Annotated in this window: 16 protein-coding genes; 1 reads left to right on the top strand and 15 read right to left on the bottom strand. The window is 60.1% G+C overall.

Annotation, left to right across the window (positions count from 1 at the left end; translation table 11 throughout):
• Positions 1-128: 128 nt before the first annotated feature.
• The 13 genes from ACESSC_RS08170 to ACESSC_RS08110 all read right to left on the bottom strand — a co-directional run bounded on the left by ACESSC_RS08170 (position 129) and on the right by ACESSC_RS08110 (position 15,069).
• Positions 129-1,559: a 6-phospho-beta-glucosidase gene (locus ACESSC_RS08170; RefSeq protein WP_373162384.1), complete on the bottom strand. Its 1,431-nt coding sequence runs from the start codon at positions 1,557-1,559 to the stop codon at positions 129-131.
• A 358-nt stretch (positions 1,560-1,917) separates the two neighbouring features.
• Positions 1,918-2,562, bottom strand: coding sequence for a DUF4867 family protein (locus ACESSC_RS08165; protein ID WP_117773695.1), 645 nt, complete (start codon positions 2,560-2,562; stop codon positions 1,918-1,920).
• 123 nt (positions 2,563-2,685) lie between these two features.
• Complete coding sequence (locus ACESSC_RS08160) at positions 2,686-3,666, bottom strand: alpha/beta hydrolase (RefSeq protein ID WP_117766239.1); 981 nt, start codon at positions 3,664-3,666, stop codon at positions 2,686-2,688.
• A gap of 105 nt (positions 3,667-3,771) precedes the next feature.
• Positions 3,772-5,142 carry a PTS transporter subunit EIIC gene (locus ACESSC_RS08155; protein ID WP_373162383.1) on the bottom strand — a complete coding sequence of 457 codons (1,371 nt, stop codon included), beginning with the start codon at positions 5,140-5,142 and terminating at the stop codon, positions 3,772-3,774.
• Positions 5,143-5,210: 68 nt separating this feature from the next.
• Positions 5,211-6,050, bottom strand: a complete 840-nt coding sequence (locus ACESSC_RS08150; protein ID WP_099432486.1) for a PRD domain-containing protein — start codon at positions 6,048-6,050, stop codon at positions 5,211-5,213.
• 199 nt (positions 6,051-6,249) lie between these two features.
• Complete coding sequence (locus tag ACESSC_RS08145) at positions 6,250-6,738, bottom strand: S-ribosylhomocysteine lyase (protein WP_117583665.1); 489 nt, start codon at positions 6,736-6,738, stop codon at positions 6,250-6,252.
• Positions 6,739-6,902: 164 nt separating this feature from the next.
• Positions 6,903-8,393, bottom strand: coding sequence for an FGGY family carbohydrate kinase (locus tag ACESSC_RS08140; protein WP_373162381.1), 1,491 nt, complete (start codon positions 8,391-8,393; stop codon positions 6,903-6,905).
• A 56-nt stretch (positions 8,394-8,449) separates the two neighbouring features.
• Entirely contained in the window at positions 8,450-9,391 is a 942-nt protein-coding gene (locus ACESSC_RS08135) for a transketolase family protein (RefSeq protein ID WP_373162379.1), read from the bottom strand.
• Positions 9,384-10,220 (bottom strand): transketolase, encoded by an 837-nt coding sequence (locus tag ACESSC_RS08130; RefSeq protein ID WP_373162378.1) that lies wholly within the window; start codon positions 10,218-10,220, stop codon positions 9,384-9,386. Before ACESSC_RS08130 ends, ACESSC_RS08135 begins: the two co-directional genes overlap by 8 nt.
• Positions 10,221-10,222: 2 nt before the next feature.
• On the bottom strand, positions 10,223-11,623 hold the full coding sequence (locus ACESSC_RS08125; RefSeq protein WP_373162376.1) for an L-fucose/L-arabinose isomerase family protein: 1,401 nt from the start codon (positions 11,621-11,623) through the stop codon (positions 10,223-10,225).
• A gap of 257 nt (positions 11,624-11,880) precedes the next feature.
• Positions 11,881-12,891: a LacI family DNA-binding transcriptional regulator gene (locus tag ACESSC_RS08120; RefSeq protein WP_117769779.1), complete on the bottom strand. Its 1,011-nt coding sequence runs from the start codon at positions 12,889-12,891 to the stop codon at positions 11,881-11,883.
• Positions 12,892-13,094: 203 nt separating this feature from the next.
• The gene (locus ACESSC_RS08115; protein WP_373162374.1) at positions 13,095-14,069 is read right to left on the bottom strand and encodes a nucleoside hydrolase; all 975 of its coding nucleotides are present in this window, start codon (positions 14,067-14,069) and stop codon (positions 13,095-13,097) included.
• A gap of 4 nt (positions 14,070-14,073) precedes the next feature.
• The gene (locus tag ACESSC_RS08110) at positions 14,074-15,069 is read right to left on the bottom strand and encodes a ribokinase (protein ID WP_373162372.1); all 996 of its coding nucleotides are present in this window, start codon (positions 15,067-15,069) and stop codon (positions 14,074-14,076) included.
• A 187-nt stretch (positions 15,070-15,256) separates the two neighbouring features.
• Between ACESSC_RS08110 and ACESSC_RS08105 the strand changes: the two genes are divergently transcribed.
• Complete coding sequence (locus ACESSC_RS08105) at positions 15,257-17,473, top strand: acyltransferase family protein (RefSeq protein WP_373162371.1); 2,217 nt, start codon at positions 15,257-15,259, stop codon at positions 17,471-17,473.
• A 544-nt stretch (positions 17,474-18,017) separates the two neighbouring features.
• On the opposite strand, the gene ACESSC_RS08100 is transcribed toward ACESSC_RS08105, so the two are convergent.
• Complete coding sequence (locus ACESSC_RS08100; protein WP_373162410.1) at positions 18,018-19,214, bottom strand: Nramp family divalent metal transporter; 1,197 nt, start codon at positions 19,212-19,214, stop codon at positions 18,018-18,020.
• A gap of 74 nt (positions 19,215-19,288) precedes the next feature.
• The gene (locus ACESSC_RS08095; protein WP_443985206.1) at positions 19,289-21,115 is read right to left on the bottom strand and encodes a magnesium transporter; all 1,827 of its coding nucleotides are present in this window, start codon (positions 21,113-21,115) and stop codon (positions 19,289-19,291) included.
• Positions 21,116-21,131: the final 16 nt, after the last annotated feature.

Here is a 21,131-nt window from a genome sequence, read left to right as displayed (position 1 = left end):
ACCGACAGATGGGCCGAAAAAGCGGGCCGCATGTCCCAAAATCCGCAGACGGCAGGGCGCCCGGCGAGCATTATCTGCTCGCCGGGCGCCCTGGCTAGGAGACTCTGAAGTTGAGTACCTCAGCTTCCTTAGGACAGGTCCTCACCATTAGAGGCAATAACCTTCTTGTACCAGTCGAAGCTCTTCTTCTTAGAACGCTTGAGAGTGCCGTTGCCCGCGTCGTCGCGATCCACATAGATAAAGCCGTAGCGCTTGGACATCTCACCCGTGCCGGCAGACACCAGGTCAATCGGGCCCCAGGTGGTGTAGCCCAGCAGGTCAACGCCGTCCTCGGTCACCGCGTCGCGCATGGTCTGAATGTGCTGACGCAGGTAGTCGATACGGTAGTCGTCGTTGATGGAGCCGTCCTCCTCGACAACGTCCTTGGCGCCCAGGCCGTTCTCGACCACAAACAGCGGCTTCTGATAACGGTCGTACAGGTCGTTGAGCGTAATACGGAAGCCCAGCGGATCGATGGCCCAGCCCCACTGGCTCTCCTGCAGGTAGGGGTTCTTGGCGCCGGCGAAGGCGTTGCCCTGGGTGCGCTCGACATCGGGGTTATCGGCACCGGCGGAGCAACGGGTGCTGTAATAGCTAAAGCTGATGAAGTCGACGGTGTTGGCGGCCAGGATCTCGCGGTCCTCATCCGTCATGCCCACATCGATGCCCAGGCGCTCGAGCTTCTTGAGCGCATAAGCCGGATAGTAGCCGCGGCTCTGGACGTCGACAAAGAAGTAGTTGTCCTGGTTGTCGAGCTGCGCCTGGCGCACATCGCCCGGACGGCAGCTGTAGGGGTAGTAGCTACCTGCGGCAAGCATGCAACCGATCTTGACCTCAGGGTCGATCTCGTGAGCGATCTTGGTTGCCCAAGCACTGGCGACGAGCTCGTTGTGGGCGGCAAGGTACTCGACGGCCTCCTTGTTCTCGCCCTCCTCAAAGACCAGACCGGCACCCATAAACGGCAGGTGCAAGATCATATTGATCTCGTTGAAGGTAAGCCAGTACTTCACCAGACCCTTGTAGCGGGTGAAGATCGTGGTCGCGAGGTTCTTGTAGAAGTCGATGAGCTTGCGGTTGCGCCAGCCGCCGTACTCCTTGATGAGGTGAATCGGGCAGTCGAAGTGCGTGATGGTCACGAGCGGCTCAATGCCGTGCGCCTGACACTCGCGGAACACGTCCTCGTAGAAGGCCAAGCCGGCCTCGTTGGGCTCAGTCTCGTCACCGTTGGGGAAGATGCGGGTCCACGCCAGGCTCATGCGGAAGGTCTTAAAGCCCATCTCGGCAAAGAGGGCGATGTCCTCCTTGTAATGGTGATAGAAATCGATGCCAGTCTGCGCGGGGTAGTAATAGCCGTCCTCGAAGTCGAGCATCTTGCGCTGGCCGGAGACCACCGCATAGCGCTCGGGGCCGTGCGGCGCCACATCCACGTTGGCTAGGCCGCGGCCATCCACGTCGTAAGCGCCCTCGCACTGGTTGGCAGCCGTTGCGCCACCCCACAGGAAGTCTTTACGGAAAGCCATGCATCGATCCTTTCATACGCTGCTTGTCGTGTTTTTAGTATCCCCGCAAATAGGGCCTCGCTCAACGACAGCGGCGCAGGCCGACACTTCTTTTCGCGCACAGACGCCCGGCGGCCGCCCCCGTCTGACACTTTTTGATACCTGCCCGCCCAAACCGCCAACCACCACAAAGGGGACAGGCACCTTTGTGGTGGTTTGGGCCCGGTTTGTCTCGATCTGTAACAGGTAGGCCGCCAAAACCGGGCCTGGTGTTACAGATCGAGATCTTTCGGGCACCCTCTACGATTTATCTCAATCTGTAACAGGTAGAGGCGATTTAACCCGCTAGATGTTACAGATCGAGACAAACAGGAAGCCCCTAGTCGCAGGTGATGTCGAGGTTTTTGCCGACGAGGCCCACGTAGCCGCCTTCGGCTGCCTTGGGGCTGTCGGCGTGGCAGAGGACCCACTTGTCGGCCTTCCAGTAGCAGTAGCTGTCACCGGCGGCAGGCATGTCGGCTGCAGCCTCGGGGCGCGGGCCATTGGTGCCCGCCGGCAGCGCCACCATCACCTGGAAGCCACCGTCGTCGACCATGCAGGGCGTGTAGTGGAGCGTGGTGTTGAAGACCTCAACGACCTTGCCCGCCGGCACGCGGAACGCCTTAACGCACGCGGTGTCAAGCTTGCCGTCCTCGATCTCCCAGCGATGCGCCACGAGCAGGATAAAGTCGCGGGCGCCCAGGTTAAACTCGCTGGCGCGGTGATACTCCAGGCAGTTGAGGCGTGTGTTGTGCCCGTTGCACCAGCCGAGCTGGAAGGGGCGGCCGCCGTACATGAGAAAGCCCAGCTTATCGGCATCCTTGACGCCCTCGAGCTCCGGCGCGCTTGCTACGTACTTACTGCCCTCGGGGATGGGCGTGGCAGAGAGCGCCTCGATGAGCGGAGCGGTCAGGTTGGACGGAACGTCGTTCCACACGCAGCCATAAGATTTGAACTCGTGATCTGATACAGAGTAGATATGCATGTTCGCTCCTGTTCGTTTATGTGACAGTACGAACATTCTAGAACATCATTCATCCACGACCACGTTCAATACCGAAAACATTGCATGACGAAATCACCCGCTCAAAAAGCGACATGCAGTTTCCTAGTCGAGATAATCTTTAAGAAACTCAATAACGCTCATACACCAGTAGTCGGTCTCCGGCGCATGGGGCTTCATCAATGCGTGCCCCCCTTCTGAATACATGACTCCCTCATGGTGTACTCCAGCTGCATCCAGAGCATCGACCATCTTTTCATAATTGTCGGGCGATACAATATCATCGTCAGCGCATTGCCAAAGATATGTCGGAGGATACTGCTCCCACACATGCTGATTAATACAGAAATCATCGAGCGAGTCGCGACCAGCCCCGCCGCACACCGAATCAAGAAATCTATTGTCTGATGCGTTCTCAAAGCCATGAAGATCAATCGGTGCATAACACAGGGCCAAGGCTTTTGGCGCCTCGCATCCGTAGGACGCAAATCCCTTGTTGTCCGTCCCCCACTCGGCAGTTAAATGCGCACCAGCAGAAAAGCCGATAACTGCATAACTTTTTGCGACATTAAATTTCGCTGAATTCTCCAGGACAAAACGGACGGCTCGATTTAAATCGTCGATTGGGCGCGGCATCAAAGGCTCGACCCTCACCCTGTATGACAGCACGAACACGTTATAGCCCGCATCGTTGAGCTCGGGGGCAACGGGAAAGCCTTCCACTTGATGACAAACGCTCTGATAACCTCCGCCCGAAACCGCAATGATAAAGGGAGCCCTAGGTCTCCCGGGAAAGAAGAACAGTTTCGTATTGCGCCGAGTCGGATCACGGATGCAGTCGGCTTCATCCCAAATATCGTAGGCAACCTGCCTCCCGTCATCCACGAGCTCGACAATTCGATTCAATCCACGCAAAACGCGAGCAGTTTCATATGGATTAGCATCAGAATTCATATGAGACACAATGGGTTTATTCCACATGCGCTCCCAAGTTGAAGGCCGGCAAAGCATAAGGTGCTCGCCAAAGCCAGCGAACTCAGGAAGGAGCGCGATTTCGCCAAACGTCATATCGGCAGTAATTGTCATAGCTAGTCACTCCAAAAATGAGGGTGGGCTCGCGTGAATCAACGGCAAGCCCACCACATGCAATCTGCCGCGGGGTTTTCGGCAGCTTACATCCCGAATAATTGTCTACTCCACTACCGCCTCTTCATCAGGGCGATACAGGATGTAAACGAGAACGAAGTTAAGAATTAAACCGACGACATTGCAAAGAATTGCGCCGATGAGGCTGCTCATATCACCAGAAGGATCCATATAACCGGGGAAGCTAAAAATGCCGCTCGACGTCATAACGAACGTACAGGTGTTGAAAATCGCCGGGATAACAGCACTGATTGCTCCGGCGACCATGGAAGCGATAATGATCTTCTTGTGCTCCAAGATGATGCCGTACAGCGCCGGTTCCGTAATCCCGAAAAAGCCCGTAATGGCACAGCTGAACCCAAGACTCTTTTCACTCGGGTCCTTCGAGCGGAGGGCAAACGCCAAACAAGCGCCGACAACACCCATGCTGCAGCAGAGAAGTCCAAGGATAGGATCGGAGCCGACGGTCATAATATTGTTGATGGAAAGCACGATCAGGGCCCAATGGAGTCCAAGGGGGATCATAACGAGACCGAATATCGGCCCGAGAATAACGCCGCAAAGGACGGGGCTGAACTGATAGACCGCCAGCACTGCAGCCGCAAGCAAAGAGCTCGCCTGCTGAATAACGGGGCCGATCACAAGGAGCGAGACGGGGGCGGCAACAGCAACCGTCAGGAACGGGACGAGCGCAAATGCCACAACATCGGGAAGAACCGCCCGCAGCCACTTATTAAGAACGGATGCGAACCAAGCCGCCACGATAGCAGGAAACACCGTGGAGGAATAGCTCACCATTGTGAACTTCATGCCGAGCAAATCCAGCGCATCGCCCGCTCCGGCCGCAGCAACGAAAGTCGGATAAACCAGGATTGCGCCGAGTACCGCACCGATATATCGATCGGTTCCAAAGAACTGAGCAGCAGATGATCCGACAAGAACGGGCAGGAAATACATGCAGGCATTTCCCATGCCGTACAGCAGAGTGTATATTCCGCTCTCGGCGGAAACAGCACCCGCCGTCGTCAGAATGCTAAGGATGGCGTTTATCAATCCGCATGCGATCAAGGCAGGAAGAACGGGCATCATGATGCCGCTGATGAACTTCATTAGCTTTCCCAGAAAGCCCTTAGTCTCTCCTTCGCTTGCCTCGGAATCTCCGGCGTCAATCCCGGTTTCCTTGGCAACGATTTCATAGACCTTATCGACCTTAGGTCCCACAATCACCTGATATTGCCCCGCGGAATGGCGAATGTCGATCACGCCATCAATCGCCTTGACTTTTGCATCGTCTACGATGCTTTCGTCCTTAAGGTTGAACCTTAAACGAGTCATGCAGTGAGCTACAAATGTAACGTTGTCTGCGCCGCCCACCATCTCGAGAATCTCGGCAGCGAGCTTGGTTGTATCTGCCATAAATACCATTTCTCCCATGTTGAGTTTTATATGTAACCATCAGCAAAGCGCGCGCCTTTGCCAACTAATTACCTTGTTTTCGATGCAATTCGATTGATGTGCATCATGAGGTAGAGTCTTTCTTCGTCTATAAGTTCCCGCCCCGTCAGTCGGCTGAGAACAGAAGCAATATCATCGGCGCACATTGATGCCACCGGATATTCTTTTTTGAGCGAGAGGTACATCTTGCGGTTGTCGCTCACGATGCTTTCGCCAGAGTTCAACCTATTGAATAAGTACTGAAGATGGGTTGCGAACCTTGCGTAATCGAAACCTTCCCGATCAACTTGAATGCCAAGCCGATTTTCAACAGCAACGGTTGACTCCTCCAGAACACGATCGTAGATATCCGCGCTAAACTCTTTAACTACTTCGCATGAGTCCGAATCGGCCATGTTATTGATAAACGCCATGGCAATTCCAACTGCCTCATGAGCTGGAAGCCTAACGTTAAGACGTTTCCTGATTATCCTAAGTGCATACTCGCCGATTTTAAATTCGACGGGATATTGTTGGCGGACATCAAACGATAAAGGCATGCGGACAACGATATTTTGCTCTTTGCGCTTAACCGCATACGCGATATGGTCCGCAAGGATAAACGGCAAATTAGGGCTCACCTCATAAGGCAGCAAACCTGTCGACATATCAATAACATCCGAGGTAAGCTCGAGAAGCTCGTCGGGGACCTCGTCAACGAGAGCGATGTAGCGAGAGCTAACGTTATAAAACGTTCGTTGAATCTCCGAAAGAGGGACCTCGTCTCCGACATTCTTGAACCCCAGACCACGGCCGAATGCAACCAACTGTCTGCCATTTCCATCGACGCAGAGGACAGCGCTGGTATTAATTCGTTTAACAATTTCCATGTGCCCCCCTAAACAGAACAAGGCTCCCGAAGCAGAATCCGACAATCAATGTCAACAGATGCTGCTTCAGGAGCCTTGCCTGAATATCACTTTGAGAACTAGTTTAAGCGAGCTAGTGCTAATGACCTCGAATAAACACTTCTAAACAGTTAAACGGTCGATATCTCCGTGTGAACGGTTTGGAGGCAGAGGGCGGCCCTTACGCCTGCTGGTAGTGCAGGTGCTTCTCGTCGATATCGGCCAGGTCACGGTCGAGATAGCGGCGCGCGAGCCAGTTTGCCATGGGGAGGTTCTGGTCCAGGTAGTTGCCGCACTCCTCGGGAGCGGCGCCGGGGACATCACCCTCAAAGCCAGCGACAAACTCGAACAGCTCACGCACGAGCGGCAAGATCTCCTCGCTCGTCAGCTCGCCAAAGACAACCAGGTAAAAGCCCGTGCGGCAGCCCATGGGGCCAAAGTAGACAATGCGGCTCGACCACTCGGCATGGTTGCGAAGGAACGTCGCACCCAGGTGCTCGATGGTGTGGCACTCGGCCGTGTTCATGACCGGCTCTTTGTTGGGCGTGGTCAGGCGCAGGTCAAAGGTGGTGACGGCGGCGCCGGTCGCCGGATCGCGGTCGATGCGGCTCACATACACGCCGGGCTCGAGCAGCAGATGGTCAACAGAGAAGCTCGCGATACGCTCCATGGCAGATCCTCTCGATAGTCAATTTAGGACGGGGCTCTTTTAGCTGGTTCGAATGGTCGCACCAATCATACCAGTCAAAAAAGCCCCGTCCCAAATGAGCTACACGGGACGAGGAACCAATAATTTTTGAATCCGGGGATAGCCTGCGGGCGCCGCGCAGCCGCCTAGGCGGTGTATGCGATTGTCGCCTTGACGGCATGGCGCCAGCCGGCGATCTTTTTGGCTCGTTCGTCGGCAGACATGGCAGGCTCCACGATGCCGCGGGCGCCGTAGACGTCAACGACGTCGCGCGTGTACATGCCCAGCGCAATGCCGCAGGCCCAGGCCGCGCCCAGACCGCTCATCTCGTCGTTGCTCGCAATGCGGATGGGCGAGCCGACCAGATCGCTCTCAAACTGCATCAGGTACGCATCGCGCGTGGGACCGCCATCAACACGAAGCTCGGAAAGCGCCGCGCCAGAATCCTCGACCATTGCGTCAATTACGTCAAAGATTTGATAGGCAATCGATTCGTCTGCAGCTTTTACGAACTCCGCGCGACCCGTGGTACGCGTCATGCCAAAGACGCAGCCCTCGGCGTCACTCGCCCAGTGCGGCGCGCCCAAACCGGTAAACGCCGGCACAAAGTAGACGCGGCTCGCCGGATTGGCGGCGTAGCACAGGTCGGTGACTTCCTCGGGATTGTTGATGAGCTCCAGGTCGTCGCGTAGCCATGTCTTGACGGCGCCGGCGTAGCTCACGTTGCCCTCGAGCACGTACTCGGTCACACCGTCCATACGCCACGCAAGCGAGCTCGAAAGCCCGTGTGAGCTGGCAACAAACTCGTCGCCGACGTTCATCATGACCGAGCTGCCGGTGCCATAGGTCGCCTTGGCCATGCCGCGGCTGTGGCAGCCCTGCGCAAACAGGGCCGCATGGCTGTCGCCCAGCACGCCGTGCACCGGCACGGGAGCCGGCAAAAAGCCACCCAGGTCCGTTGTGCCAAACAGGCCGTCGGAATCGGTCACCTGCGGCAGGCAGGCCACGTCGACGCCAAAGGCCTCGCACACCGGCTCGCTCCAGCAGCCACGGCGCAGGTCGAAGAGCTGTGTGCGGCTGGCGTTGGACCAGTCGCAGCGGAACTCCGCGCCGCCCGTGAGCGTCCAGACCACCCAGGCGTCGATAGTGCCCAGACACAGCTCGCCCGCCGCCGCGGCCTCGGCTGCCGCGGGAACGTTCTCGAGGATCCAAGCCATCTTGCCCGCCGGATAGTAGGGCGAGAGCACCAGGCCCGTCGTGTCACGCACCAGCTCGGCCACGCCCTCGCGCGCGGCCAGCTCGTCGCACAGCTCGCGGGCGCGGGCGCACTGCCACACCACGGCGTCGCACAGCGGCTCGCCCGTCGTGCGCCTCCAGGCAACGGTAGTCTCGCGCTGGTTGGAAATACCGATGCCGGCGATGTCAGCCGGATCTACCCCAGTCTCCTCCACCACGGCGCGCGCCACGGCCAGCACGTTGGCGGCGATCTCGGCTGGATCATGGCTCACCCAGCCAGCCTCGTTGACAATCTGGCGATGCGGGCGATCGGCACGATGGATCAGATGGCCGCCCTCGTCCACCAGCAGCGCCTTAGTGCCCTGCGTGGACTGGTCGATACCGATGATGTAGCGGCCCATGGCCACCCCTTTCAAAATGAATGTGACAAAGGGACTGTCCCTTTGTCACATTCCAATTACTCTGCGGGCAGGAACTCGGCAACCGTCTTGGCAATGCCTTCGCCGGTGAGGCCGTAGTGCGCGAAGACCTCGGGGCTCGTGCCGGTGATGACCGGCGCGTCGGGCAGGCTCAGGCACTTGACCGGACGCGGGCAATGCTCGCCCACGACCTGCGCGACCATGGAACCCAGGCCGCCGAAGGGGCTGTGCTCCTCGACGGTCACGACAGCGCGCGTAGCCCCGGCGGCCTCGATCACGGCCTCGGTATCGAGCGGCTTGACGCAGTACATGTCGAGCACCGTTGCCGAGATGCCCTGCTCGGCCAGCAGGTCGGCGGCGTCCACGGCATGGCGGACCATCTCGCCGGTGGCGACAATCGTCACATCGGTGCCGCGACGCACCCAGGTGGCGCGGTCCATCTGGAACGGGCACTCGTCCTCGGTGTACACGTCCTCGACCGGGTTGCGGCCCACGCGGATGTAGGCCGGCTTGTTGTCGGCTACCAGGGCGCGCACAAGCTCGGCGGTCTGGAAGCGGTCACTCGGCAGATACACGCGCATGTTGGGAATCGCGCTCATAGCGGCGATATCCTGCGCAGAATGGTGGCTCATACCCAGGGCGCCATAGGACACGCCGCCCGAGATGCCGATGAGCTTGACGTTGGTGTTGGAGTACGAAACGTCGACCTTGCATTGCTCATACGAACGCGTGGTCACAAAGGACGCCGGCGAGGCGGCCCAGGCCTTCTTACCGCACGAGGCCATGCCGGCAGCGATGCTCACCAGGTCCTGCTCGGCAATGCCGACCTCAATGGACTGCTGGGGATACTGATCGAAGAACGGCGTGAGCGACGCGGAGCCGCGGGAGTCGGAGCACAGGACGACGATGTCTTTATCGGTTGCGGCGGCCTCGAGCAGCGTGTCGCAGATAACCTTGCGGTTGGCGATCTTGTTAGCCATTGATAGCCTCCTTATGGGCAGCGAAATCGGCGATGATCTGGGCATATTCCTCATCGTTGGGCAGGTGATGATGCCAGGCGGCCTTGTCCTCCATAACCGGCGAGCCGTAGCCCTTCACCGTGTTGAGGATGATGACCGTGGGCTTACCCTTGGTCTCGGCGGCCAGCGTCAGCGCGGCGTCGATGGCCTGGACGTCGTTGCCCGGAATGGACAGCACGTTCCAACCGAAGGCGGCCCAGCGCTCCTCCTGCGAATCCTGCTTCATGACGTCCTCGGTGCTGCCGCTGATCTGCAGGCGGTTGCGGTCCACGAGCGCGCACAGGCTATCGAGCTGGTAGTTGCCGCCGCTCATGGCGCCCTCCCAGACCGAGCCCTCGGCAAGCTCGCCGTCGCCCATGATGGTGTAGACGCGGTAGTCGCGGCCATCCATCTTGCCGGCAAGCGCCATCCCGACGGCCACGGGCAGGCCGTGACCCAGCGAGCCCGAGTTCATCTCGATGCCCTTGAGCTTGTTGTTGGGGTGGCCGATGTAGGGGCTGCCGAACTTGGAGAAGCGGGCCTTGACGTCATCGAGGTCAAGATAGCCCTCGTGGCAGAGCACCGCGTAGTAGGCCTCCATGGCGTGGCCCTTGGAGAGCACGAAGCGATCGCGGTTGGGATCGTCGACGGTCTCGGGAGAAATGTTGAGGTGGTTGGCGTAGAGGGTCATCAGCGCATCGATGACCGACATGTCGCCGCCGATGTGCCCGCCGGCGCCAGCCATGATGATATCGACGCAATCGCGGCGAAGGTCCCAACGCAGGGATTCAAGCTCTTCGATAGTTGCCATTTCTACTCTCCTCGCAGGTAAGCTTTGACGTCTTCTTCGATGGGGTCGTACAGGTCGGGGACAATGCCGATGTACTTGCACGCCTCGTAGAGCACCGGCACCACGTTGGCGTGAATGGCGACGCAGTGGTGGATGTAGGGACCCTCGACGATCTTGGCCTCGAGGCGCTTGAGGTTGTCGACCTCGACCCACAGGTAGGTGCCCATGCCGGCCGGGCCGTCGATGCCGCGGGCGTTGCCCAGCAGCAGCGAGTACTCGCCGTTGTCGCCGTCAAAGCGGGCAAGGGTGAGGTCGCCGTGCTTGGCCTCGGCCGTCAGCGCGCCGGGGTGATCGAAAGCCAGCGGGTAAGTGAGCTTGGGCTTGACGGCCGCGCAGCTGCAGGGCCAGGGGCCGCAGTGCTGCAGCAGCTCGCCGTTCTCGTTGTCGGGATGACGCACAGTCCAGTCAGCAAACATGCCGCGGTGACGGCCCAGGTCGGCGGCCTCGACCATCAGCGCGGTGATGGCGCCGTGGATATCGGTCTCGCATACGATAGGAATGCCCATCTCGTTGAGGATGGCGTTGGCAGCGCAGGGCATAATGCCCAGCTCGTCCTGCAGAGCGTTCCAGCACTGAATGGCACCGGCGTTGCAGCCATACTTCTCGACCAAGCGCTTCATGGCGATAGCAAGACCGGCGACCGCGGGGACCTTGTCCTCGGGAATGCAGATCTCAAAGCTGTCACCAATGTGGGCGAGCATGGCTGCCATGGCCTGCTCGTCGGCCTGGGCGTCGCGCACGGCCTGGACAAGCTCGGTCATGGGGATGGGCGAAAGCTGAATGTTGAACTTCTCGAGCAGCTCGCCCTCGTTGCACATGGTGGACCAGAAGTCGAACGGGCGAGTGGCCATCTGCAGGATGCGGGTGTGCTTGAAAGTCTTGACCACGTTGCACACGGCCAAAAAGTCCCAGACACCGCGCTCGAACTCGGGATCGGTCAGACGGCAGTTGGTCATGTAGGTGAAGGGAACCTGGAAGCGACGCAGGACCTTGCCGGTCGCGAACAGACCGCACTGGCTGTCGCGCAGACGAGTGCCGTCGGGCTCGGGGCGCTCGTCGCGCGGGCCCCACAGCAGCACGGGCAAGCCGAGCTCGCGCGCAAGGCGGGCGCAGACATACTCGGTACCAAAGTTGGCGTGGCACAGCATGATGCCGTCGACGCCCTCGGCGCGGAACTTCTCGACGATAGGCGCGATATGGCTGTCGTCGAACAGCAGGCCCTCGTCGTTGATGTCGTCGATATCCACGATGTCGACGCCGATCTCGCGCAGACGATCAGCCGTCAGGCCGCGATACTTGATCGCGTCCGGCGCGCTAAAGATGCTGCGGCGCGTGGGTACAAAGCCGAGCTTGATCTTATCCATGTACGTCCTCCCCTTATCACATGTTCAGTAAACAGATGTGTGTTTCGTTTTGTTCTGTTTACTAAATGTTTTACTCTTTTGTTTAAAAGTTTAGCGCGAAAGTCTCGTAAACGGTAGAGAAATCAGCCTAAACGGTATGTAAACAATCTGAACATACAAGGGCAACAAAAAGAGGGCCCCGAAGGACCCTCTTCTGAATGGCACTATGTTAACTGCCCTAGCGAGCTTTGGCACGCTGCAGGCAATGCCGTCTCCGCCTAGATTTCGCGCACGCTCTGGCGCTCGACAAAATAGGTCGACACGGCCGTTTTGCAGGTATAGCTCTTGGGATTGCGGATGTTACCCACCAGACGGCGCACCGCGATCTCGCCCACCTCGTGTTTGGGAACATGCACCGTGGTGAGTGGCGGGTTGGAGAAGGCGCCCAGAGATAGGTCGTCAAAGCCGATGATCGAGACATCCTCGGGCACGCGAATGCCGTGCTCGTTGAACGCGCGCATGGCACCCACGGCGAGCACGTCGTTCTCGGCAAAGAAAGCCGTCGGCAGGTCGTCGCGTGAGACGCTGTCGAGCCATGCACCCATATCGCGATAGGCACCTTCGAGCGTGGTGCCCAGCGTGACGCGCCATGCCGGGTTTGCCTCGAGGCCCGCATCCTCAAGTGCTTGGCGATAGCCGCGCTCGCGATCCTTAAAGTTGCGGATACGAAGATCGCCTGCCAGATAGCCGATTTGCCTGTGACCCTTCTCGATAAGGTAGTCCACGGCGCGCAGCACCGAATCGGTATTGGCAATGACTACGGCATCAAAGTACTGGCGGTCGCTCCAGCCGTCGAGCACGATCAGGTGGGCGGCAGCGTTGGCGAACAGGGCGTAATCTTCCTCACCCAGCTCGGTACCCATCAGCACGATGGCGGCAGACGGGTCGGCGATCAGGCCCTCGACCTGCGGACGCACGGCGTCCAGGTCGCTAAAGTCGAGCGAGACAAAGCTCGTGCTCATACCGTGGCGACGCGCCTGGCGCTCCACGCCCTCAATAACCGCGGGATGGAAGGTGCTCTCGTCCAGGATGGCGCCCGTCTTGCGCGCGAGCACAAACTGGATGCTCTCGAGTTGCGTCGACTGCTGATAGCCGAGCGACTGCGCGCACTCCAGGATGACCTTGGCGGTCTCCTCGCTCACGCTGCGCTTGCGGTTGAGCGCGTTGGACACGGTCGCAGGCGAAAAACCGGTGATGCGGCTGATCTCGCGAACACTTGCTTTGGCCATTGTTCCCCCTAGTAACGGTCGCGGTCGAGCATCGTGGCCTGACCGCCCCGGGACTCGACAACTAAACGACCGCAAATTCAATCTAAACAGAATAGTAAATGTTTAATAGCTAGTTTAGCCTGTTGTCAAGTGAAGCGACGCGACTATTCCCCCAACGGGCGTATTTACTCGGTAGCTAATCTGGAACGGGGCACAGAAACCGTTTAGCCAAGGATGCGGGCCATGCGTGTCTTAAACTCCGCGAGGAAACGTGAGGCGTCCACGGTCAGCGCCACAAGCGCGCTCTTGTCCGGATCGGACAGGCGGTGCTCGTCGCAGATGGTGCGGCCGCGATACTCGCCCAGCAGGTCGACACGAAGGTTACAGCCGAGCGCACCCACGAGCGTGGGATCAATCGCCACGGCAACCGCCAGCGGATCGTGCAGCGCGCAGCCGCCCAGGTAGGGCGCGTTCATCTCGTACGAACCGATATAGTGCTCGACCATGCTCGCAAACGCGCAGCCCGCCATGGTGCCCGAGCCCGTCCAGCCGGCAACGTCGCGACGTGTGAGCACCACGCGATGCGTCACATCCAGGCCCACCATGGTGAGCTTGCGGCCCGAGCGCAACACGGCATCGGCCGCCTCGGGGTCGCTCGCCATATTGGCCTCGGCGCCCGCGCTCACGTTGCCGGGCACGGTAAGGGCGCCGCCCATCACGACCACGCGGCCGATGGACATCATCGCCGCCGCATCGCGCTCCAGGGCAAGCGCCAGATTGGTGAGCGGGCCAGTCGCAACGTAGACCAGATCGGGACCATAGGTACGCGCGGCATCAATCAGGTAATCGACCGCCGCATTGCCGTCGGCCGACGTCGCGCCCACCGGCTCGTACGGCGAGGCGGGCACGCTTGCGCCGCCAATACCGTTCTTGCCGTGAATGAGCGCGGTGGACGCCGGCGGCGTGTAGGGTTCGGTCGCCTTCATGGGACGATCGGCGCCCAGGTACACCGGCACCTCGGGACGGCCCAACAGGTCGAGCACCGCCAGGCAGTTGTGCGCCGACTGCTCGACGCGCACGTTGCCAAAGCACGTGGTGACGCCGACGAGCTCCACCTCGGGACTCGCGATGACATAGGCGAGCGCCATCGCATCGTCCACACCCATATCCAGATCAAGGATCAGCTTCTTGGTTGCCATTGTTCTACTCCGCTTCTCCGTCTACATCCAAACCGTCTAAACCAAACCTGTGCTCGACTTCCGCACGCGTGGGAATTGATTGCTGAGCGCCCAGGCGCGACACCGTCACTGCCGAGGCGCGAGCGCCCGCGGCCATGCACTCAAAGAGCGGCAAGCCCTCTAGGCGAGCCGCCGCCAACGCGCCGATAAACGTATCGCCCGCGGCCGTCGTATCGACCACCGCGCTCGAAAGCGCCGGCATGCGCAGCGGCTCACCGCCATCGCCGAGCGTAACCGAGCCGGCGCCGCCCAGCGTGATGACCGCGGCGCCGGCGCCCTTGTCGAGCAGCGCATTGAGCGCGGCGACGCAACTCGCATCATCTGTGGGCAGAATGCCCGTCAGCACCTGGCACTCGGTCTCGTTGGGGCAGACCAGGTCGACCGCAGGCCAGACCTCCGCAGGCAGCTCGCAGGCGGGCGCTGGATTAAAGACCGTATAGAACCCCAGCTCGTGAGCGCAAACAAGCGCCTCGGCCGTCGCCGCAAGGTCACATTCGCCCTGGGCAATAAAGACGCTTCCGGCAGCCGGGGCGATCTCGCCGGCATCCCCGTCGAGCTCGTCGGCCACCAAGCGCCTCAGCGCGTGGGCAACGTCCTCGCCCGCAAGCGCATGGTTGGCGCCAGGCGACAGCACGATGCGGTTGTCGCTCTCGCAGCGAATGATAGTCGCGGTACCGGTCTCCACGCCATCGAGACGTGTCACAAACTCAACGCCCACGCCGGCATCCTGAAGCCCCGCCACGAGCACATCGCCAAAGGTATCGCGCCCAACGGCGCCAATCATGCTCGTGCGCGCACCCATGCGCGCGGCGGCGACGGCCTGGTTGGCGCCCTTACCGCCGGCGTTGGTGATAAAACCGCTGCCACCGACTGTCTCGCCCGCGCGCGGCATACGCTCGCACGCCACCGAAAGGTCCATGTTCATGCTGCCGAACACCGCAACGATGCTGTGGTCCGCCATGGAAACCTCCTCGTCCGTGGGCTCTACACCCGCTGTCGGCCGTCAATCGTGTGCTCTCGCACCCCCTATAACTTTAGTTCACTTTGATGTGGACGCGCGCTTGAGCTTGCGCCAGCAGCAAGCATTCACAGGAGCAGGCAGTTACAATGAAGGCGTGCTGATTATTCTCGTCATTGGATGATGTTTTATGGAACAACTCTCGCAATCGGGCTCGCGCGGTCGACGCCGCACGGGCAACGAGCCGGCACCGCACGAACGCGTGAAGGGCGGACGCCGTGCCAACGAACCGCGACGCACCGCGAGCCCCCATCGCGCTTCTGCCAACAACGCGGGCCGCGCCAACACTCCCGCCGCGGAGCAGACGCCTGCTCGCCCCAAGTCCCGCTACATCCCTGCACTCGACGGTCTGCGTACGCTCGCCGTCGTCGCGGTGGTGTTCTATCACCTTAACCTCACGTGGGCTCAGGGCGGCCTGCTTGGCGTCACGATCTTCTTTGTGCTTTCGGGCTATCTGATCACGCGCTTGCTGCTCAACGAAGTCGCTAAGACCGGCCGCATCGACCTCAAGAGCTTCTGGATCCGCCGCATCCGTCGCCTGGTCCCCGCCGTGGTAACGGTAGTGTTCGTGACCTGCGCGCTGTGCACCATCTTTAACCACGTGATGCTCACCAAGATGCGCCCCGACATCCTGCCGTCGCTGCTGTTCTTCAACAACTGGTGGCAGATTGCCCAAAACGTCTCGTACTTCAATGCTCTGGGCGACCCCTCGCCGCTTACGCACTTTTGGTCGCTCGCCATCGAGGAACAGTTCTACCTGGTTTGGCCCCCGCTGCTGCTCGCTATGGTATCCATGCACATGAGCAAGCCCAACACGCGCCGCGTGGTTCTGGGCCTGGCTGCCGTCTCCGCCATCGCCATGATGGTGCTCTATAACCCCGCCGCCGACCCCAGCCGCGTGTACTACGGCACCGACACCCGCGTCTTCTCGCTGCTGCTGGGCGCCTGGATGGCCTTTATCCCCGATTGCGACCTGGCACCGGTGCGTCTCGCTCATCGTTTGGGGCTCAATCGCCTGGCTGGCGCCGCCAAGCACGGCAAGAACGCCGAGGGCAAGCATGACGCTACGACCGACGGCGCAGCCGAGACCGTCCCGGCACAGCCGAGCGCCCTCGTGCGCTTTTGGTCTTCGCCCGCATCCATCGATGTGTTGGGCGTCGTCGGTCTGGTTGGCCTTGCCGCCATGGTCGCGCTCACCAACGGCTACACCGCGTTCCAATATCGCGGCGGCACGCTGCTATGCTCCATCCTCACGCTCATGGTCATTGCGGCCTGCGTGCAGCCCCAGGGAATGGTTGCCCACGCGCTGTCCGCCGAGCCGCTCGTGTGGGTTGGCAAACGCTCGTACAGCATCTACTTGTGGCACTATCCGCTGCTGTTGCTTATGAACCCGGTCGCCAACATCAACGATACGCCGTGGTGGCAGTATATTTTGCAGGTGCTGTTGGTGGTCACCGTGGCCGAATGCTCATATCGCTTTATCGAGACGCCGTTTAGAAAGGGCGCCTTCGGCCGCATCGTCGCCGAGTTCCGCGACGGTACCACCACGCCCGCCAACTGGGTGCGCGCGCATATTCCTGTGTGCGCCACTTGCGGGATCGTGCTTGTCATCGCGCTGGGCGGCCTGATCTTTGTGCCGGAGACCTCCGCGCTGAGCGGTGAGGGCGCCGAAGTCCTCAACAAGGAAGCCAAAAACACCGCGCCCACCGACCAGCAGGCGGCCGACGATACCGACAAGGACAACGACGGCTTCCCCGATGGCTCCTACGACCTGTTGATGATCGGTGACTCCGTGTCGCTGCGCGCCGTTGATTCCTTTGACGGCGTGTTCCCGCACAGCCATATCGATGCCGAAAAGGGCCGCCAGTTTGATGCGGGCCGCGCGACATTTGAGGGCTATCTCCAACAAAACCTTGCCGGCAAGATCGTGGTCTTTGCACTGGGCACCAACGGCTTGGTAACCGACGACCAGATCGACGCCATCATGGCCGACGCCGGCGAGCAGCGCATTGTCGTGTTTGTAAACACGCGTAGCCCGCAGCCGTGGGTCGGGTCCACGAACCAGGCCATCGCCAACGCCGCCACGCGCTACAAGAATGTACGCGTTGTCGACTGGTACGGGTACAGCGCCAACCGCAACGACCTGTTCGACGGCGACGGCACGCACCTGTCGACCACCGGCGTGACCGAATACCTCAACCTGATCCACGATGCGGTCAAGAAAGACCTGCCCGTGCACCCCGAGGACCACGTCAACGATCCGCAGCCGGCAGCCGTCAAATCCGCCGCCGACGCACTCGTCAATGCCCTCGCCTACAAACCACACAAGCTGGGCACCGACAAGTAACACGCGGCCAAATCTGCTTCCACCCGCAGGGGGCGTCGGCCGTGGCCGACGCCCCCTGCGGCAGTTAGGGACGCTCCTTTTGCACCGGCACCTTGAGGCACTTCTGGCGCAGCCAATGAAGACCTCTAGAGATGAATTTCAAGCCGCTCCGCCGCTCCAGGCATCGTTTCCGCGCCTCGCGCCTGCCCCAAACAATCAAAACAAGCCCTTTTCGCCGCAACCTCAAAGGTCTGTGGGCAAAAAAGGGCAAATATGAGTACTGTTACCATTTTAGTAGCAGGCAAAACCACCCAAAATGACGTCCGAGCAACCCCTACAACCCCCTAAAGCAGCCAACCTGACTTGTTTAAGGTGTATTGGAGCCAATTTTAATGAACATACTATAGGTTATGTTCATTATCTTCTTGGCCGTAAATGTCATCAGTCTAGCAACAGTACTCATATTTGGCATTTTTTGCCCATCGTTATATAACTGACCCCCTGTAGCGGGCAAAAAAGAGGCCGCAGCCCATGGCCGCGGCCCGCTCGAAACCCAAAAGAGGCGCTACGCGCTGTAGCCCATCGCTTGCAGCACAAACATGACGACCGTCAGCACCGTAATCACGCCGATAGTCGCCCACGTGAGCACGTTCCACACGCGACCGTTGCGGTTGGCCCCCATAATGTGGCGATCCGCCGCGATAGCCACCTGGAATACCAAAACTACGGGCAGCAGCACGCCGTTGATGACCTGCGAGGTCATCATAATCTGGAACAAATCGACGCCGGGCATGAGCACCAACACGGCAGAAATGCCGATGATGGCCGTAATGATGCCGCGATAGACCGGGGCCTCGTCCCAGCTGCGATCGGCGCCTCGTTCCCAACCAAATGCCTCGCAGATGGCACTCGACGTAACGCCCGGCAGCACGCAGGCAGCCAAAAAGCTCGCTGCGACCAGGCCCGAGGCAAACAACACCGTGGACCACTGGCCCGCGATGGGCTCCAGCGCGCGGGCGGCATCGGCGGCATCGCTAATCTGAATACCCGCCGGGAACAGCACCGTACCGGTCGTGATGATAATGAAGCCCGCAATGATATCAGCAGCAATCGAGCCGCTCACGGTATCAATACGCTGCAGCACGATGTCGTCCTCGCCCGCATTCTTATCGACCACGTTGTTCTGAGCCAAGAAGATCATCCACGGTGCGATGGTGGTACCGATCGTTGCGACCACGAGCGACACGTAGCTGGGGTCGTTTTGAATATTGGGGACGACCAAGTCGACCGCGACCTCGCCCCAGTTGGGGCCGGCCATAAACGCGGCGACGATGTAGGTCACGAACACGCAGCTTACCAGCAGCAAAATCTTCTCGATGCGCTGGAAACTGCCCGACATGGTAAGCATCCACACCAGCAGCGCCACGAGCGGCACCGAAATGCTCGCCGGCACGCCAAACAGGGCAAGGCCACTCGCGATACCCGCAAACTCCGAGATGGTCACCGCCGTGTTGGCGATCAACAGCGCCGCCATGGCCAGCACGCTCTTGCGCACGCCAAAGCGCTCGCGAATGAGCGACGCCAGGCCCTTACCCGTGACGCATCCGCAGCGCGCCGCGGTCTCCTGCGTCACGATGAGCAGCACGGTCATGACGGGAAGCATCCAGAGCATCTTGTAACCATAGCTGGCGCCCGCGCTGGAATACGTGGCGATGCCGCCGGCGTCATTACCCGAAAGCGCCGCCAACAGACCGGGGCCCATAGCGCCAAAGATGGCGGCGATGGTCAGCTTTTGCTTGGCGCTCGCCTTTTGCTTCGTGTTTTGCACGCGACCACCTATCCCATGACCGACATGGTGAGCAGCACCGCGGCGATGCAGTACGCCACACACGAGATCATGACGGCGATAACGTTCATGGCGGTACCCGACGTGTTAAGGTCGTGCTCGTCGCGCCAGAACAGCACCATCAGGTAAATCACAGCGCTCATGTTGCCAATCAGGCAGATGATGGCCGCGATGTTAAAGCAGCCGGTAAAGAGCCGCTCCTCAAACATAGTGGCATCGGGGAACGCGGCGGTGCGCACCAGCTGCGCGCACAGGTAGGTCACGAGTGACAGAATCAAGCCCATGCCCGTGCTCTGGAAGAAGAATCCCAGGTACGGCTTGGGCTCGTCGTCGTGACCGTCGTACTCGAGGAAGTAGTTCTTGACGAACGACACCATGCGCGAGGCAGCCAGCAGCACGAGCGGCATGGCGCACATGGGGAACACCACCAGATGCGCGGAGCCCAGCGCCGTCCCCAGCACCGTCGCCATAATGCACGAGGCGATGCCCCACACGACGACCCAGTACTGACGATGCACGAACCAGCTGAGCACGTTCGTCGAGTCGTCCGACGCGCTATCGCCCGAGCCGACACCGGCGATCTGCAGGTCCTCCTGATGCTCCTCGGCGATAACGTCCATGGCGTCGTCGAAGGTCACGATACCCAGGATATGACGGTTCTCGTCGCAGACAGGGATGGCAACCAGGTCGTACTTGGTCATCTCGTCCGTCACGTCTTCCTGGTCCTCGTCGGGCGACACGTAGACCAGATCGCGATAGGCGAGCTGGCCCAGCGTGGCGTCGCGGTCGGCCACGATCAGCGTGCGCAGCGAAAGCACGCCCGTCAGCATACCGCTCGGATCCTCGGTATAGACGTAATAGACACTCTCAAAGTCCTCGTCGAGTTTGCGAATCGCCTCGATGGCATCGCCGACCGTCGCTGTGGCGGGCAGCGAGACAAACTCCGAGGTCATGATGCGGCCGGCGGTGTTGTCCTCGTAGCCCAGCAGATTACGAATCGCCTTCTCCTCCTTGACGCCCATCAGGCGCAGGAGCTTCTCGGCCTTCTCATAATCGAGCTCGTCGATCAGGTCGGCAGCGTCGTCCGGGTCCATCATGGCCAGCATCGACGATGCGTCGGTATCGGACAGGCCCTCGAGCATCTCGGTCATGAGTTCGTCGTCATCGAACTCCGAGATGGCCTCGGCGGCCTGTGCCGTATCGAGCTGGGCGAACACCTGCGCGCGCAGGCGCGGATCGAGCTGCTCGATGATGTCAGCGATGTCGGCAGGATGCAGCTCGCCAAGCGTCTTGTGCGACACCGAAAGCTGGATGTTTTTAGTCGAGCGATCGAGCAGGTCCATATAAGACCAGGCGATAATGTCCTCGCTGAGCGGCTTGCCCAGGTGCTTCATAAAGCCCTCGACGACGTGCTCGAGCGCGGGGCTGATTGCACGCAGCAGACCGCGGGCACCGACCTCGGCACCCAGCAGGCGCAGCTGATTTTCGCCCGACATGGAGAACTTGATGTCGTTGACGCGCACGACCTTCATGCCCTGTGTGTCGACAATCTGCTTGTTGAGAACATCGCGCGCCAGCAACAGCTCGGTCGGCTGCAGGTACGAAAAACGGATTTCGGTGGCCGACGTCTTAAGGTGTACACCCGTCTCGTCGATACGGTCGACCCATTTGCGCCAGCTGATCATAAACGGCGTCTTGCCGGGACCACGGAACGCGAGCGACGTCACGTGCGGAAAAACTTCGCCGGTTGCAATGCCAAAATCGTTCACAACGCCGAGCTTTTCGCCGTCGACGTCCAAGACCGGCAATTTGAGCATCTCACTCAGATAATTC

The sequence above is a fragment of the Collinsella aerofaciens genome, assembly GCF_964243765.1.
Lineage (GTDB): Bacteria > Actinomycetota > Coriobacteriia > Coriobacteriales > Coriobacteriaceae > Collinsella > Collinsella aerofaciens_BU.
The sequence above is the reverse complement of the archived record's forward strand: the minus strand, read 5'-3'. Positions and strand labels throughout refer to the sequence as shown.

Bases quoted from the DNA above. Each gene is read 5' to 3' on its own strand.
- ACESSC_RS08170 (WP_373162384.1), bottom strand. From the start codon at position 1,559: ATGGCTTTCCGTAAAGACTTCCTGTGGGGTGGCGCAACGGCTGCCAAC.
- ACESSC_RS08165 (WP_117773695.1), bottom strand. From the start codon at position 2,562: ATGCATATCTACTCTGTATCAGATCACGAGTTCAAATCTTATGGCTGC.
- ACESSC_RS08160 (WP_117766239.1), bottom strand. From the start codon at position 3,666: ATGACAATTACTGCCGATATGACGTTTGGCGAAATCGCGCTCCTTCCT.
- ACESSC_RS08155 (WP_373162383.1), bottom strand. From the start codon at position 5,142: ATGGCAGATACAACCAAGCTCGCTGCCGAGATTCTCGAGATGGTGGGC.
- ACESSC_RS08150 (WP_099432486.1), bottom strand. From the start codon at position 6,050: ATGGAAATTGTTAAACGAATTAATACCAGCGCTGTCCTCTGCGTCGAT.
- ACESSC_RS08145 (WP_117583665.1), bottom strand. From the start codon at position 6,738: ATGGAGCGTATCGCGAGCTTCTCTGTTGACCATCTGCTGCTCGAGCCC.
- ACESSC_RS08140 (WP_373162381.1), bottom strand. From the start codon at position 8,393: ATGGGCCGCTACATCATCGGTATCGACCAGTCCACGCAGGGCACTAAG.
- ACESSC_RS08135 (WP_373162379.1), bottom strand. From the start codon at position 9,391: ATGGCTAACAAGATCGCCAACCGCAAGGTTATCTGCGACACGCTGCTC.
- ACESSC_RS08130 (WP_373162378.1), bottom strand. From the start codon at position 10,220: ATGGCAACTATCGAAGAGCTTGAATCCCTGCGTTGGGACCTTCGCCGC.
- ACESSC_RS08125 (WP_373162376.1), bottom strand. From the start codon at position 11,623: ATGGATAAGATCAAGCTCGGCTTTGTACCCACGCGCCGCAGCATCTTT.
- ACESSC_RS08120 (WP_117769779.1), bottom strand. From the start codon at position 12,891: ATGGCCAAAGCAAGTGTTCGCGAGATCAGCCGCATCACCGGTTTTTCG.
- ACESSC_RS08115 (WP_373162374.1), bottom strand. From the start codon at position 14,069: ATGGCAACCAAGAAGCTGATCCTTGATCTGGATATGGGTGTGGACGAT.
- ACESSC_RS08110 (WP_373162372.1), bottom strand. From the start codon at position 15,069: ATGGCGGACCACAGCATCGTTGCGGTGTTCGGCAGCATGAACATGGAC.
- ACESSC_RS08105 (WP_373162371.1), top strand. From the start codon at position 15,257: ATGGAACAACTCTCGCAATCGGGCTCGCGCGGTCGACGCCGCACGGGC.
- ACESSC_RS08100 (WP_373162410.1), bottom strand. From the start codon at position 19,214: ATGGGCCCCGGTCTGTTGGCGGCGCTTTCGGGTAATGACGCCGGCGGC.
- ACESSC_RS08095 (WP_443985206.1), bottom strand. From the start codon at position 21,115: ATGCTCAAATTGCCGGTCTTGGACGTCGACGGCGAAAAGCTCGGCGTT.